The following is a 15,671-nucleotide window of genomic DNA, read 5'->3' on the forward strand; positions in this document are numbered from 1 at the left end:
GAATTTTTCCGTCTGATCAAAGGAGATTCGAAATGCTCGGATATTTTATATTATCAAAACATTATGAATCTATGCTAGCACGTGATAAATTCAATTCCAAAAAGCTGACTTAATATGTGCTTAGCAGTTTGAAATTTAAATTTTATTTGTCCATCACCTATCCTATATGCAAAATAATTACGCAAACCAAGGTGAAAGCCCTAACTGTTGTTATCCTATAAGTTAGTAAAAATAATATGATATCTATCCTTTGTATTTATAATAATATTGCTTCAATTTGTAAACATCCGTGTCCAAATCATCATTCAAGCTTTAACATGAACTTAACAGCCCTTACTCGTTATAAAGACAACCTTGAAAAACGCTACGACTCATTTTTCTATGTCTTCAACAAATTATCATCAAAAAAGAACAATGTTATTATAGAACTCGGGACATCCAGGAGTTTCGTTAGTGGCGGAAATCCAGGGTGTTATAGCGACGATACCATTTACTGGAATGAAAACAAAACGGAAAGCTGGGACTGGGGTGCTGGTCTTTTCACCAGAGTATGTGCAGAAATCATCGATGGAAGTGAGAACGTGTTATACACGGTGGATCCCTCTGAGACGGCGATGAAAATAAGTAAGACCATCACCTCCAGATATAGTAGGAATGTAAAGTATGATTTAACGGGTTCAACAGACTTTCTTAAGAATTTTTCGCAAAAAATCGACTTGCTGTACATGGATCACCATGAAACATGTGAAGAAGGAGCTCAACTTCATTTAAGCGACAGTAAAATCATCCTCGAAAATGACCTTCTAGCTGACGATGCCTTAATTCTTATCGATGATATTCATATAAACAATTATCGGTCCATGCCTGGTATAATACCAGCAAATAAAAACGAAAATGCGCAATTAACACCTGCCCAACATTATGGAAAGGGGACCTACTCCATTCCTTATCTTCAATCGAAAGGGTATAAACTTCTCTACGAGGGTTATCAAATTATATTAGKGAAATAAGCTTAACGCCGAATCTTTTTGTGAGAATATCTTCAGCCTGGATTTTTAAGCCATAAAATGCCTAGAGTGAAAATCCGTAGACAACAGGTTTAAAACAATCTTCACAGGTGGCAAAAAGTAAATTAGCACGTCCTTCCCACTTACCGGATGATAGATGATGTCCTGTTTACCCTAATAAGGTCTACTAGCATGGATACCACACAAGTAGGGTGACACGTTTACATTAATATGTCTACCCTGTCCTATTATATTTCATATAGATCCTGCCTATCATCAAAAACCTTACGAAATTGAAATCCAGATTTAACTAATACCTTACCAGCAGCGATATTTTCACGATTAATGACGGCTCCAATTGAATTTACACCTTGTTGCCGGAGTTGATTAACTACCTGCGGCAGCAAAATTGTCATAATCGACTTATTGGTAGATCGGCCTCGCAGATAAAACTCTATAAAATGAGGGTACTCTCTTAAGCGGTAATGCCGTTTAGCTTTCACAGGGGCGATAATATCAATAACGCCTAAAAGTGTTTTTGTAATTCGATCGGTTATAAAGTACACATAATTCTGTCCAGAGTGAAAGTTCAAAAGGGTTACTTTCAGCCAGTCATCAGCTTCTTGTAGATTAACAAGTCTTTTTTCCGGAATAAAAACCAACATATCTTCATCGGAAAAAAACTGCCATATAGCGTTGACCCATTGATCATAGTTTTCAATATCTTCGGGACGAAAGGGGCAAACAAGCAGGTCACCACATTCCAGGTAAAAAGGATCGAGCATAACTGGCGCCAAAAATAAAACTTAGCTCTATAACTCATCAAACAGCGTGAACAATATGTCTAAAAAAATCAAGCGCCAATTTTGTTTCTACTTCCTTTTCTTTCCACACTCACCATCATGCAGATTAATATCGCAATAGCCAGTTGAGCCAGCATGCACGAACAACAATAAAATTAAAAATATCCCATCATTGGCTTATAGTTATTTGTTTCGAGCTGAATGACATTTGATGAGTATCTCCCCTGATGAGTATCAAACAGGTACACGAAATGCCTAAAATCTCATCGTAGCCAAATCTTGTAATAACCCAGAAAACTGAATGATTGATAAGCTTGCAATCCTTTCTGACGATGGCTTAGACAAAGATATCCCATATTGTCTAAACCCTGTTATTGATTTATTTAAACTATAAATCGCTTAAAATGCTCCCTTCAATAAGCCACCCTCTGCCCTGATGGCAGCACCATTGGTAGCCGAGGCCAGCGTGCTGGCCAGGTAAGTGACCATGTTTGCCACTTCGCCGGCGCTCAGAAAACGCTGAATAATGGAAGTTGGCCGAATGGTTTTGAAGAAATCTACTTCCACCTGTTCAGTAGTTTTGTTTTGATCTCTGGCCAGGTTGTCGATAAAGCCACCAACGCCTTCTGATAAGGTGGGTCCGGGTAATACCGAATTTACGGTAACCCTGGTACCTTTGGTTAGCTCGGCCAGACCGCGGGCAATCGCCAGTTGGGCCGTTTTGGTCATACCATAGTGTATCATTTCTTCGGGGATCTGTATTGCCGACTCACTTGATATAAAAATAATCCGTCCCCAGTCACTATTTAACATTTGACCAAAGTAGGCACGGGCTAAACGGATACCACTCAGTACATTTATCTCGAAAAAAACGCAGCCAATCCTTATCGGTGATATCCGCGAAAGCTTTCGGCTCAAAAATGGCTACGTTATTGATCAGGATATCTACCTGTGGTAGTTGTCGGATTAGATTATTAATAGATTCGGCACTTGTAAAATCAGCAATGATGCCGCTCACTTTGTCTTTACCACTATGCCAGGCCACAGAGTCATTGCCGTCGCGGTAATAATTCAACAGCACGCTATTGAACCGGCTGCCTGCCAAGGGTTCAACGATTGCTTTGATTGCCAGTAATTCGGCTGTCCATGGCGTAGGGTTGGATATCCTACCTGGATGGGAATAATCGGTACCCAGGTCGCCATACCAGGCCGTTAGTCTTGGCGTAACCACTTCCTTATCGTATAGCTTTTGTACGGTTTGTTTCCACGCGGTTTCCGAAATGAACTTTTGCAAATATAAATCACTTTCCTGCCGGTTAAACAAACCGGGAAAGTATTCCAGGAAATCGGTAGGCAGGCCCTTGCTCCGTCCTGCCTCTGCGAATAAAGCCAGTTGTTCCATCATTATGCCCGTTCTACGTAATTGATGATAAATTCGGCTACCTTTTCCTGCTCAACAATGCTCAGATCGCTTCCGTCATAGATCCAATATCCTTGAGTATCAAACAAAATCCGTCCTAAGGCTTCATTGGTTTGATCGTAAGCAGTATATAATTCATAGGACTGATGCCCTACGGGTGCATAAGCAGGCACAATACGAATGACTTCACTGGAGCCATTACGCCGGTTCAGCCAGGCTTTCGCTTCGGCCCGAAGGAATGTTTTTACCGTTGACCGCATTGTAAAAATATTTTTTCAAAGATAAATAAAATACTAATATTTTTAGTATAAATTATCGTTTTGGAACGCCTATTTAACGAAAATCCGAAGCGCGATGGCCTGAGTCCTGCTTTGTAAATAATTTCGCCTGGCTTAACTCCATTTATCATTGAAAGCGGACGTATAAACTCTGCTACTTTATGTTTTAATCTTTATCTAAATTCTTTAAGAACTCGTTTAACTTTTCATTTTTTGACGGGATGGTATAGTATAAACCTAATTCCACAATAGCCTCTTTTAGCTTTGGATGGATTAATTTCTCAACTTCCCTGTTAATATTCAATTTATTTAGAACGGAGATATAAAGAAAATTCCGTATGTCTGGGGCGACCGTATCTAGTTTTTCTTCGATAAAAGAAAAACATCTCTCAACCGTAACATAATCCCTGATATCGATCGCTTGTTGCACAAATCGTCTAAAATGCCCAACTTGTAAGGATAATAACCCCAAATTAGCTTCATCCAGCAAGTCATCTTTCATCATAGGGAATTCTTTTATAAGTTCACTTATAAAAGATTCATGGCTAATTTCAGTCATTACTTAACGTTATTTCGATTTTTAATAAAAAATGCTATACGATGCCTGGCCCCACAATTATTATGTAATGCAAAGCTGGGCACAATTTTAATATCTTCTAAGTTATTAATATTACAGTTTCCTTTTGCAGTCTGTGGAAAACGAGTCAGCCCTCGTCTTTACAAGACAGGACCTTTGGACCGCGTTTTGCGCGTCAATAGATCTTCTGACCTTAATAGTTCGTTAGTATTTATTGAATTACGTGATTTATAGCCGATTAGATGCCTCTTCAGGTTTCCAATGGCCGATTTTACGTTCAGATTGCTTAACCGCATCAGTCATATGGCTGACGTCTTTTTCAAGTAAGTCAATTTACAAACGCCTTGATGTCATCGTCACTTCTATAAAAATGAGTACATTGATCTTCCGTGCTGATCAAAAATAACCTTCCTCGTGTTCACGTTCATTATACTCAATTTCATGCTCGTCTAAAGTTATCGCCTCGCAATTTGCTTCTGCATATTCACTATTTGCTTCTGAATGTGAGACCATAAACTTGTTATTTACAATTGTAATTTCCAAATACCTTTTCCCTCAAACTCAAATAGTAGACTGTTGATTGTAGATTTAATTATTTATATTTATACTGTTCATATTAACAACGTTTGATTTCGATACCTGGTGGATTGAGAAGTATTGATAACGAGATAAGGCTACCGGTAAAATTGCTTGAACCTTAATACTGTATAAAATGGCTGATGAACAATCCAATGCAAACCCGTCACCTACGCCCGATATCCTCATCCGGGTACAGGCTGTTGAAAGACTGCTTAACAATTTTAAGCCTGAAAGAATTTTAAACTCGGTTATTACAATACTTTCAGTTTTGATCTTATTAGCATGTGCCATATTATTTTTAACCGAGAAAATCCCCAATACGGCCGCAGCATGCGRTATGGTGGGGTCATCGGGCGGCATAGCGGCAACCCACGGGCGATTGTTAAAAATGTGGAGCGATGCGATGAATATGATCCAAAAACCATAACAGCCTGAGTTAAATCCTTTAGTTTTATTAAAAGGTTATCTATTTGTTTTTTTACCTCTATAATATAGTCCTCTTCGGCCTTTTCCAAACCGGTTGTTTTCTCAGTAATTGCTTTTAGGGTTGCGTTGGCTGATTCGGACAGATATTCACCAAGATTTTTTAAAGCATCAAGAATTATACTAAACTTCTTGATAACGGTTTGGTCATAAACCTTCGATACACTATTTATAATTTCTTTTGTTTCTTTTGTAGATGAAGTGCAATACGGGCAATCGTCGGATATAGTTAGAAATTGTTCGCCCTGAACTTGCCATCCTAACCAACTTACACAGCTTTTATCTTTTATAAGTTTCGAGTAACCTTTAAGTTCCTTGGGGATATTGTGTATTTTATTCCCGTCTTTTAGCCCCTTTACCAATGGCGAAGTTTTAGACAAACCTGATTGGGTCATAGTAAAACTTTTAGATAGCCCTTCAAAGTCTAGAATAATTGCTTCAAGTTCATTATTCCCTGAAAATACGTCCTTAATCTGCTTTAATAAAATATCAATCTGATCTGTATAGCCTTGAAATTCCGCGGTTTTAATGAAAATCTCATAACTATTATCAATTAATTCATCTTCTTTGTAAAGAAACTGATTGAGATATTCTTCATTAAAAATCAATACAGAATTAATGTTTTCAGAACAAGTTACCTCTGGCGTAATCGTTGTATCTGTCTCTAATAACTTAAACGGTGTAAGTTGAATTAGCTTCGATTTATCTTCTGCACCGAATTTAATCGCTTTGGTAATAGTACTTTTTCCCGTACCATTTATTCCATATCTAATATTGAGAATGTTTTTAGCCAAAATAATTTGACCCTCGTCGATATTATTGCAATTTTTAATAAGAAATTCTAACTGTGATACCATAATTATTTAAATTGGTTTAGGTGTTTAGTGTCTGTTTTGTTAAGCAGACATTTACATACATATTGCTAAGAATTCTTAAGTCGAAGATACTTATTTCAAGTGTATCGGTTAAAACGAAATCGTGAATTTAGCCAAAACGAATTTATGAGATATGAAAAAAACATCAAGGAGTTTTAACCGATACAGATATGTAGTTTTTTTTCATTTTGTATTTAAAGGATCCTGTACAAAAACGACCGATTTCGAACAGTATTAAAATGCGCCTAAATTGACTGTTCATAAATTAGAATTTTGAATATTGGACATGTTCATTAATTCCCCGGCGGGAAAACGTACGTTGAATATGTTATTGAAGCAGACTTAATTCGGCCTGGCCAGGGCTAAGAGAGTAGGGAAAACGCTCGGGCGCCAAACCAAGACCACCGAAAATCAAAATTAATGTGATTTCCGATTCATCATTTATTGCTCCGATTGTTACCGCCTGCAAAAAACAAAAAATCACAAAAAGCGACACCATTTAGCAAATCTAAAAAGGGCACAAAAAAGGCACAAAAGATTTGTGTATCAATAAAAAATTTCGTAAAATCGCTAATTAAAAGCAATCAGAGCAGTTTTTGTGACGGTTCTGACAGCGCAAGAAAAAGACTGAAAATCCTTGTGTCGCTGGTTCGATCCCAGCTGATACCACAGCAATCATAAGCCATTTAGTGATAAACTAAGTGGCTTTTTTATGTTTAAAGCACTTTTTAGCATTCAAAATGCAGGTTTTTAAATTCTGTTAGTTAATTGGAGATTCCGCTCAAACTGACCACCTGATTCCGATTTAAAGTGACCACGGTATTCCGGACCAAAGTGACCACCTGATTCCGGACCAAACTGACCACCCCTTTTTTGTAATTATGCTTTAGATACCGGCGGTACTGTTTAAATGCCGAATACCGTTTCCGGAGGAACGAGTTGACCGGAAGCCTCATTATGTATGCGAAGTCGCTCTGGAATGCCTCTATTAAAGCGATGAACGGCCATCACCAGAAGGACATACCAGGTAATTTACCCGAAGTATTAAGCTTCAAAAAAAATAAAGATGTTATGGCTTGAGTGGCGGCGGGCTAAATGAAAATCGGTAAATAATTATCTTTGTTTATGCTGCTAAAGCATGAGCTGCATTTCTTTGCCAGCAAATAGGTGGTCAGTTTTGCCACGGAATAGGGTGTAACATATCGCCGAAACGCCCAGGTTACCCACATTTCCGGACCACAACCATTAATACTGGTCATGAATCGAAAATTCATTTATCCGTTTTTTACCATATAAGCGGTAAATTCCTGGAAGGCCTCTGCTCTTTCAAAAGCATTCAGGTATGGAATATTTTCAAAGTCTTTAAAACTCGCTTTTTCAAATTGATGTCTGTTTTCATAGGATAGTGTTTAGCGTACACCTATGAAGCTACAATTTTAAGACCTATGGGAAAATTAATCTTAGAATTATACAACTGGTCTGACAATCATGTGACAAGTGAAAGAGGAACCATAATAATTTTGGTGAAATACCATAACAAATTCAAGCAACTACTTAATTGATAAGGATATTTAAAACAAACTGTCAAATGCGCCCGGCAGACCATTTGTTGTCGCCGATTCATTACAGGCATGTAACAACTGTAATTTATACCGGATTTAATTGTTCAAATGATCCGGACCTATCCCGTTTATGTAACTTCAAAGTGCTGCTTTTTAATATTCAATCTTTGCATTCGGGAATTAAGAGTACTTGCAGGAACACCTAACAATGTCGCGGCCCCGCTTTTGCCATTAATTTTGCCGGCACAATATTTTAATGCCGCTAAAATATGTTTGCGTTCGTTGTCCTCCAAACTGCAGGGAATGCCGTCCTCTTCTATGACAAAATGTGTTGCGGACGCCACAACTACCGGCAAGTCAATTCTTTTGAAATGTTCGCCTTTGGTCATCAGGACATTTCGCTCGACCATATGTTCCAGTTCACGGACGTTTCCTGGCCAGTGGTATTGTTTCATTTCTTGCAGCACACTCTTACTGATTACATTTATTTTTTTACCTATTTTTTTGGCATACCGGTCAATAAAATAGCGCGTGAGAAGGGCAATATCATCCTTTCGATGCCGCAGGGCCGGCAAATGGATCGGAAAAACGTTTAACCGGTAAAAAAGATCGCTCCGGAACCGTCCTTCTTCCATTTCCTTTCGCAGATCCCTGTTAGTAGCTACCACAATTCGCACGTTTACTTTAATAGATGCCTTACCACCAATTCTTTCGATTTCTTTTTCCTGCAATGCGCGTAATAATTTGACTTGCATTTCTAATGGCATCTCACCAATTTCATCCAGGAACAAGGTTCCCTGATGTGCTTGTTCAAATTTTCCCAATCGTCTTTCCAAAGCGCCTGTAAATGCCCCTCTTTCATGCCCAAATAGCTCACTTTCTATCAAATTGGCCGGAAGCGCCGCGCAGTTTACCTTAATCATCGGTTTTAATTTGCGGGTAGAATTTTCATGGATTGCCCGCGCAATTAACTCCTTGCCTGTGCCTGTTTCACCGAGAATGAGAACTGTGCTGTCGGTTAATGCAACCTCGCCAACTAACATGTATGCTTTCTTCATCTCTTCACTTGAACCAATAATATAATTTGCATCGAGGTGATTTATTGGATTTTCTTCACTTATTAAAACCTCTTCCAAATCGGCAAGTGGATCAACGGTTTGCAATTGCGTTGAAAGTACCTCTAATTGTTGGTTTGCAAACATATTTGAAATAGCAATTCCCAATTGGGTGCAGATGGATTTCCATACATTACAGTTTTCCATAATTCCTGTATTAATGGTGGTCCAAAAAACAATCACAGCAACTGGCTTTTCTCCTGTTTTCCACGAGAAACCAATGCAATTATTATTTTTATAGCCTTTTGTAAGCTTGAATAAGTCTTCGTTTTTGCTTTGCCAATCTTTGTTATTCGGGTTAAAGGTTACCAGGTTAGTGCACCTTATTACCTCTTCAAGAAAACAAGTTCCCTCAGCTGATATATCATTCCACGTTTTTCTTTCCAAATCGGCCAAAGAAAAGTCATTGCATAGATAAGGTATAATTTGGGAAGAGCCATTTTCAATTCTGTAAATCACATAAGCCTGAATATTGAAGAGCGATTTAAACTGTTGAGCCAGGCCGGTGGCGAATAATTCAGAAGGACCAATTTTGGATAGGAGTTCTGTAAAATCGAACAGATTAACATTTTCCAGTTCCTGCCTTTTTGTACGTTTATCATAGTCGATATTGGTTAATGCCAGTGATAATTGCCCTGCAATTCCTTTAATAAAGTTTCTTTCCGTATTGTCAATGGTAAGCGAATTTTGATAAAAAATGAGCCAAAAACCAATGGTTTTCTGTTCCCTGGTTAACTTGGCAATCATTAAATAATTTGCATTTCGGAATTCCGGAATTAAAAGGTACGCCGGAGGAAGTCCTGAATTGGCCGTTTTGTCAAGATTGAAAATGACAGGTTCCAAAGCATTCAAGGCTACATTCAAAATACCGTCATTAAGAAAATAACGATGAGGAATAACTACAGGGAGGTTCTGTCCTGATTTATTTTCCGGTTCTGATGAGGGAAAAAGTACGACTGCTTCCTGCTCATTTTCGCAAACCTTCATTAATAAGGTTTGCACACATCCGAGCGTTGGCTGAACATACTGCCTGATACAGTTTAAAAGTTCATCATTAGTTTTGATCCCAGAGATATGTGCATTTAATGATAATAGTAAATCACGCTCCGCTTGTCTTTTAATGATTTTCTCGTTAGCGAGAATCGTATTAATAGAAAAAGCAATCTGGTAAAATACAGCCTTGATCAGTCCTAACTTATCATCACTCAACGTGTTTTTTTTGATCAAGTTTACCGCTATAATTGCTTTCATATTTTCCTCAAGACGCAGCGTTATAAATATTTTCTCGCGCATACCCCGATCATATTCCTTAATTAGATGTTCGGGCATTTCTGTATTGCGCAGGACCATGCTGAGATCCAGGATTGATAACTCATCCGTATTTAGTGTGTGGGACAGAAGCATTGGCTTAAAACCTTCTTCATAGTGCAGGCCGATTAGGGAATCTGTTTTACTGATTGCGATAAGTGTACGATAAGCAAATTGACCGTCCACAACCATAATGGTTACTTCGTCATATTCAAGCAGCTTAGAAAGATTTTGCCATAAAGCCGATTGTAAATCGCCTCCGTTTCGGACTTTGGCCAAACCGAAATTTAATTTAAACAAATTTGCCGTTTCTGATTCGCGTTCTCTGTTAAACTCGTTCGTTTTGATATTGTCAACTGCGATTGACAACTGTACCGAAACCGCCTTCATCAGGTCTGTTTTTTGGGAAGTTAAACTTCCATTTTCCATGTAACAAAGCCACCAAAAGCCTATAACTTTTGAACGAATCATTAAGTGAACGGCACATACTCTTCTGATACCACTTTCATACATGATTTGAAAATAGCCAGGCATATCATTTCTTTTCCTCAATGCGTCCAGATCGAACGTAATTGGCTCGTGGGATAGTAGCAGCTTATTATGTACACCATCTGCGATAGGGAATTTCCCGGCAACCACTTCCTGGTATCGTGGATGATTTCGTGCACGTGAATTGGTATCCCGCAAAAATGCACTTACGGTAGTTTCATCATCATTAATTAAGGAGATCAGCGTATAATTAAAGTCGAAAAGCTTCGATAATTTTTGATGAAAAATATTAAGTAAGGCCTTCTTCTCGTTAATGATAGAAAAATCCATTGCCAGCGACCGTAAATCCTCCCGTTCGCATTCAATCATCCTTAAGCGCTCATATGAGAGGATCTTTCCAACGCTCAGGGTAAGTAAATTAGCCGTTAATAACAACAGCTCCTGGTCGATTGGCGGATCAAGGAGTTTATTAAACAACATGATCCACTTACCAATCACTTCAGCCCCACCATACAGGTTATAGATAATGACATCGGAAAATCTTTTTTCATCCTTGACCAATAATGGCAAGACATTTGAATTAATATCAAACTGTTCAAAATCCAACCCAATTAGTTGATCTGAAAAAAAAGTATGTTGAATCAGTTGGTCGTTAAGTGATGCTTTATCCAGATGAAAATGGGAAACAAACGGATAATCAGGAATATTAACATGCAATTCCTCAAAAAAATCATTTATCTCGGCCGATTCACTTTCCAGTAAAAGTATGGTGGAGTAATTAAACCCAATCAATGGTTTTAATTGGGTTTCCAGTAATTCAGCAAGTTGCTTTCTCGTTCGGACAAATGCAAGCTCGCGCGTAAAACTTACTGAAATACCAGATACCCAAGGCTTGGCATTAAACTTCATAACGGTATCCAGCACCATCGTAAACTCTTCCCTTATCTTTTGAAGTAATGCTGGGTCTGGCCTGTTTTCATGGGAAAAATAAATACACAGCAATGCAATCTGCTGATCCGCATGAATAACCGGAATAAAAAACAGCTGGCAATACCCCAGCTCCTGCAAAAATGTACTTGGAGCCCGTTCTCCATCTATATAGTAAAAGTCAGTGTACTCGATATCATTATCAAGAAACATATTTTCAACGCAAGATTTATGTTGCAACGCGTTTGAATAACTAAAGTCGCTACTCCGGCAATAAGTGTAACAATTTTTAAATCTTTTCTCAGAGCCCGGTTCAGTAAGCAATTGTACAAAATCAGCTTCCGTACGATTATAATAATGTTCCGCAAATACGGAGAGATAATCCTGGGAATCCAACCCATGTATCCAGTTTTTATAAATGTCATTCATAGACTATTTTCCGTAGTTGAATCACCYGCATTTCTGTCAGGCAAGAATTATTGAAAGATATTTTTTTTTGCTTACGCAACTCTTGTGCCTATGTTATTTGATTGATTTCAAATCTGTTATACTTCATAAGGAAATTATCAATCGTGATATTTAACGATTTTCTAAAAATCCATCATCGTAATACACGATTGGTAACCGGAGCTTTGTTTTACCTGCGGGAGAAAAATTATTATTGTAAGTAATTTTAGTAATTTTATAATAAAATGGCCTGGAATTACAATTGCTAATTGTGTTTTCTGCCATTGGCAATTGGGTTTTTTACTGATTGACCTAATAGTCTTTAGCGATGTGTTTAACAGTGAACCAAGGAAGTAATTTTATTTTCAAAAAATTTCCAACCATATTTCTTGTTACGATTTTTAGTATGCAGGGATTACGTGCTGCTGCCTATAAATCCAACATATCGGAAATATCCGGCACCTTTATTTTACCTGCCTTTTATAAGTTTTTGATCGGCTGGCTGATTTTCTGCGTTGTTGGGCTTGCCTTTTTTTGCTACCGAATTGTAAGGCAGAAAAACAGGGAGTTAATCGAAAAAAATGACATTATCGCTGAAAAGGAAAGGTTACTTGTCCGCATAAGCAGGGAAAGGCAATGGCTGCTGAAAGAAATACATCATCGTGTTAAAAACAATCTCCATACGATTTTCAGCCTGTTGGAATCCCAGGCAACCTATCTAAAAGATGATGCTCTTAATGCTATTGAAATGAGCCAGCACCGCGTTTATGCGATGTCTCTCATTCATAAAAAACTTTATCGCAGAAAAGATTTAGGATTGGTAGATGTCGCAGGGTATTTGAATGAATTTGTTCGTTACCTGTTTCAAAGTTTTGGGTCGCCATCGAATATCAATATTAAATTGGATGTCACGGCTTTGGAGCTGCAGGTAAGCCAGGCGGTGCCCGTTGGCCTTATTATTAACGAAGCTTTAACGAATACGCTCAAACATGCTTTTCCTGATCATCGACCTGGAATTGTGCAGGTCAATATGCAACTGTACGGAAACCGCGTAAAATTAACTATTTCAGATGATGGAATCGGTTTGCCGGAAGGTTATCAACTAATAGAAAACACATTGGGAATGGGCTTAATGAACGGGCTTGCCGGCGAGATGGATGGCGAGATAACCATTTCCTCACATCAGGGTACAATTATAACTGTATGGTTTGACCAAAATATCTATGAACCAGCGCATGAAAATGGAGTAAAAGATGAAGGCAAATATCTTAATAGTTGAAGACGAATTTATTGAAGCCAATAACATTGGCATAGCGCTTAAGAGCGCAGGCTACAGGGTGTTGCCCATTGCAAAATCTGTGCCGGAGGCAGTACGTATTATCGAGCAGGAAAAACCGGATATTGTCTTGTTAGATATATTTCTAAAAGGTGCCCTTAATGGCATTGACCTGGCCAATGTGCTGAACAAGAGTCAAATTCCGTTTATATTTCTTTCAGGCAATCCGGAGAAGCAAATCATTGAAATGGCCAAACATACGATGCCTTATGGTTTTTTGGTTAAACCTTTTCGCAAAAAAGACGTGCTTGCCATGTTAGAAATAGCCCAATACCGGCATAAGGAGAAATTCAGGATTTTTGCAAAAATTGAAAAAGCGAATGGTGTTGGCACTTTCAACGCGGTTGAAGGGGAATTTCCGGGTCTAATCGGCAACAGTGCTTCCATGGAAAAAAGCATTGAAAAAGTAAAAATAGTTGGGCCGGAGGATACGACGGTTTTAATTACAGGGGAAAGCGGAACAGGTAAGGAACTAATTGCGAAGCTCATTCACCAAATATCGCCCCGGTTCAATAAGCCATTTATTGTGGTCAACTGTGCGGCCATACCTGCTAATCTAATAGAGTCGGAATTATTTGGCCATGAACGAGGCGCATTCACCGGAGCAGTTGACAAAAGAACAGGTAAGTTCGAACTTGCAGATTCCGGAACCATATTTTTGGATGAAATTGGTGAGATGTCTCCTGACCTCCAGGTCAAGTTTCTAAGAGTATTACAAGAGCGTGAAATCGAACCGATTGCCGGTAAACCGAAAAAAGTCGATGTACGAATTATCGCAGCTACCAATAAGGATTTGCTTACCGAAATCGATTCTGGAAATTTCCGCACGGATTTATACTACAGGCTAAGTGTTTTCCCAATTACGTTACCTCCTCTCCGCATGAGGGATAACGATATTTCGTTATTGTCTGATTATTTCATTGATTATTATGCGGCTAAACAAGGAAAATCTATTACCGGTTTATCGCCAGCCATACGGAAAGAACTTCAAAACTACCGCTGGCCAGGAAATGTCAGGGAACTCGAAAATATAATAGAACGAGCTGTTCTATTTACCCCCTCAGGAAGAATTACAGCTATTGATTTGCCTGTTTCTACGCCAGCTAAATCAGGTGTTTATAAACAGTTTAAAACCATTTCTGAAAATGAACGCGACCATATCCTCAAAGCCCTTGAGCATTGCAATTGGAAAATATACGGCGCAGGCGGCGCAGCAGAACTGCTTGACATTAATGGCTCTACCCTAAAATCAAGGATGCGAAAACTGGGGATCAACAAATATTTTGGCCCCGAATCTTATAATAGCTTATCAGAAATTTAGCTTTGTTTCCATCATGGAATTGCCAGGCATGGTTGACCGAATTGTACAAAATTTACTCTTCAAAGTACCTGATTCCGCAATGTTTTACCCAGACATTTGTGTTAATTAAAAAGATAAATAATGAAAGCTTTAGTATTAAATTCTTATAGTGAACCGTTACAATTGGAAACCGTGCCAAACCCTATAGCCGGACCCGGCGAGGTTCTGATAAAAGTAAAATCCAGTGGATTAAACCCGTTGGACCTTAAAATAATGGTAGGCCAGGCAGCACATGCCCAAACCAAATTACCAGCTATTATCGGGATCGATGTTAGTGGTGTGATTGAATCCATTGGCGAGGGTGTAACAGATTTCAAAAAAGGAGATGAAGTGTATGGAATGATCGGCGGTGTTGGCGGCAATCCCGGTTCTTTGGCCGAATATGTAGCAGCCAACGCAAATCTATTAGCACTCAAACCTAAAAATCTTTCTTTTCATGATAGCGCGGCTTTACCCCTTATTTTTATTACCGCCTGGGAAGGAATAGTAGACAGGGCAAATGTTCATGTCGGACAAAAAGTGCTGATCCATGGCGGCAGCGGCGGTGTTGGTCACCTGGCTGTACAAATTGCCAAAGCGCGTGGCGCTGAGGTGTATGCTACTGTTAGCGCAGACAAATTCGATTTAATTAAAAGTTACGGAGCAACACCAATAGATCGCCAGACCCCGTTGGAGGAATATGTTGCGGAATATACCGATGGGAAGGGGTTTGATATTGTAATGGATAATGTTGGTGGTCCTGTTCTGGACAATTCGTTTAAGGCTGTTAAGCGCTATACCGGACATGTTATCAGTATTTTAGGATGGGGAAACCATAGCCTCGCTCCATTGTCATTCAAAGGTGCCACCTATTCCGGTGTCTTTACACTACATCCGATATTATCAAAAACAGACAGGGCTCATCACGGTGAAATTCTAAGGTTTGCCACTGAGATGGTTGAAAACGGTGAGTTATTTCCGCAGGTATCACCTAAGATCTTCCCTTTAGAGAAAACCATGGACGCCTATAAGGATGTCGCAAACGGAGCCAGAGAAGGTAAAATCGTGATTGATGTAGCATAATTTTTGATAGATAATACTTTGGTAAAAGCCGGAAGCAGTAATG

Annotated in this window: 11 protein-coding genes; 4 read left to right on the top strand and 7 right to left on the bottom strand. The window is 38.8% G+C overall.

Translation table 11 applies throughout. The annotated features are described in order from the left end of the window. Positions 1–317: 317 nt before the first annotated feature. The gene (locus AC1DRQ_RS24850) at positions 318–1,010 is read left to right on the top strand and encodes a class I SAM-dependent methyltransferase (protein ID WP_477427829.1); all 693 of its coding nucleotides are present in this window, start codon (positions 318–320) and stop codon (positions 1,008–1,010) included. Between the two features lie 245 nt (positions 1,011–1,255). Here AC1DRQ_RS24850 and AC1DRQ_RS24855 read toward each other — a convergent pair whose 3' ends face one another. The 7 genes from AC1DRQ_RS24855 to AC1DRQ_RS24885 all read right to left on the bottom strand — a co-directional run bounded on the left by AC1DRQ_RS24855 (position 1,256) and on the right by AC1DRQ_RS24885 (position 11,852). After that, positions 1,256–1,792, bottom strand: coding sequence for a GNAT family N-acetyltransferase (locus AC1DRQ_RS24855; RefSeq protein ID WP_477427831.1), 537 nt, complete (start codon positions 1,790–1,792; stop codon positions 1,256–1,258). 417 nt (positions 1,793–2,209) lie between these two features. Next, positions 2,210–2,623, bottom strand: a complete 414-nt coding sequence (locus tag AC1DRQ_RS24860) for an SDR family NAD(P)-dependent oxidoreductase (RefSeq protein ID WP_477427833.1) — start codon at positions 2,621–2,623, stop codon at positions 2,210–2,212. Continuing rightward, positions 2,613–3,215: an alpha-ketoglutarate-dependent dioxygenase AlkB family protein gene (locus AC1DRQ_RS24865; protein WP_477427835.1), complete on the bottom strand. Its 603-nt coding sequence runs from the start codon at positions 3,213–3,215 to the stop codon at positions 2,613–2,615. The genes AC1DRQ_RS24860 and AC1DRQ_RS24865 overlap by 11 nt, the downstream gene beginning before the upstream one ends. Then, positions 3,215–3,490, bottom strand: coding sequence for a hypothetical protein (locus AC1DRQ_RS24870; protein WP_477427837.1), 276 nt, complete (start codon positions 3,488–3,490; stop codon positions 3,215–3,217). Before AC1DRQ_RS24870 ends, AC1DRQ_RS24865 begins: the two co-directional genes overlap by 1 nt. A 184-nt stretch (positions 3,491–3,674) precedes the next feature. Next, positions 3,675–4,067, bottom strand: a complete 393-nt coding sequence (locus tag AC1DRQ_RS24875; protein ID WP_477427839.1) for a DUF7674 family protein — start codon at positions 4,065–4,067, stop codon at positions 3,675–3,677. Positions 4,068–4,915: 848 nt separating this feature from the next. Then, a complete protein-coding gene (locus tag AC1DRQ_RS24880; RefSeq protein ID WP_477427841.1) occupies positions 4,916–6,004 on the bottom strand; it encodes a hypothetical protein in 1,089 nt (362 codons plus the stop codon). A 1,708-nt stretch (positions 6,005–7,712) separates the two neighbouring features. Further along, positions 7,713–11,852 carry a sigma-54-dependent Fis family transcriptional regulator gene (locus AC1DRQ_RS24885; RefSeq protein ID WP_477427843.1) on the bottom strand — a complete coding sequence of 1,380 codons (4,140 nt, stop codon included), beginning with the start codon at positions 11,850–11,852 and terminating at the stop codon, positions 7,713–7,715. A gap of 358 nt (positions 11,853–12,210) precedes the next feature. Between AC1DRQ_RS24885 and AC1DRQ_RS24890 the strand changes: the two genes are divergently transcribed. The 3 genes from AC1DRQ_RS24890 to AC1DRQ_RS24900 all read left to right on the top strand — a co-directional run bounded on the left by AC1DRQ_RS24890 (position 12,211) and on the right by AC1DRQ_RS24900 (position 15,628). Continuing rightward, a complete protein-coding gene (locus AC1DRQ_RS24890) occupies positions 12,211–13,149 on the top strand; it encodes a sensor histidine kinase (RefSeq protein WP_477427845.1) in 939 nt (312 codons plus the stop codon). Beyond that, positions 13,124–14,527, top strand: coding sequence for a sigma-54-dependent transcriptional regulator (locus AC1DRQ_RS24895; protein WP_477427847.1), 1,404 nt, complete (start codon positions 13,124–13,126; stop codon positions 14,525–14,527). The genes AC1DRQ_RS24890 and AC1DRQ_RS24895 overlap by 26 nt, the downstream gene beginning before the upstream one ends. Before the next feature lie 120 nt (positions 14,528–14,647). Continuing rightward, positions 14,648–15,628, top strand: a complete 981-nt coding sequence (locus AC1DRQ_RS24900) for a zinc-dependent alcohol dehydrogenase family protein (RefSeq protein WP_477427849.1) — start codon at positions 14,648–14,650, stop codon at positions 15,626–15,628. Positions 15,629–15,671: the final 43 nt, after the last annotated feature.

The organism is Mucilaginibacter sp. P4_E8 (assembly GCF_056401495.1).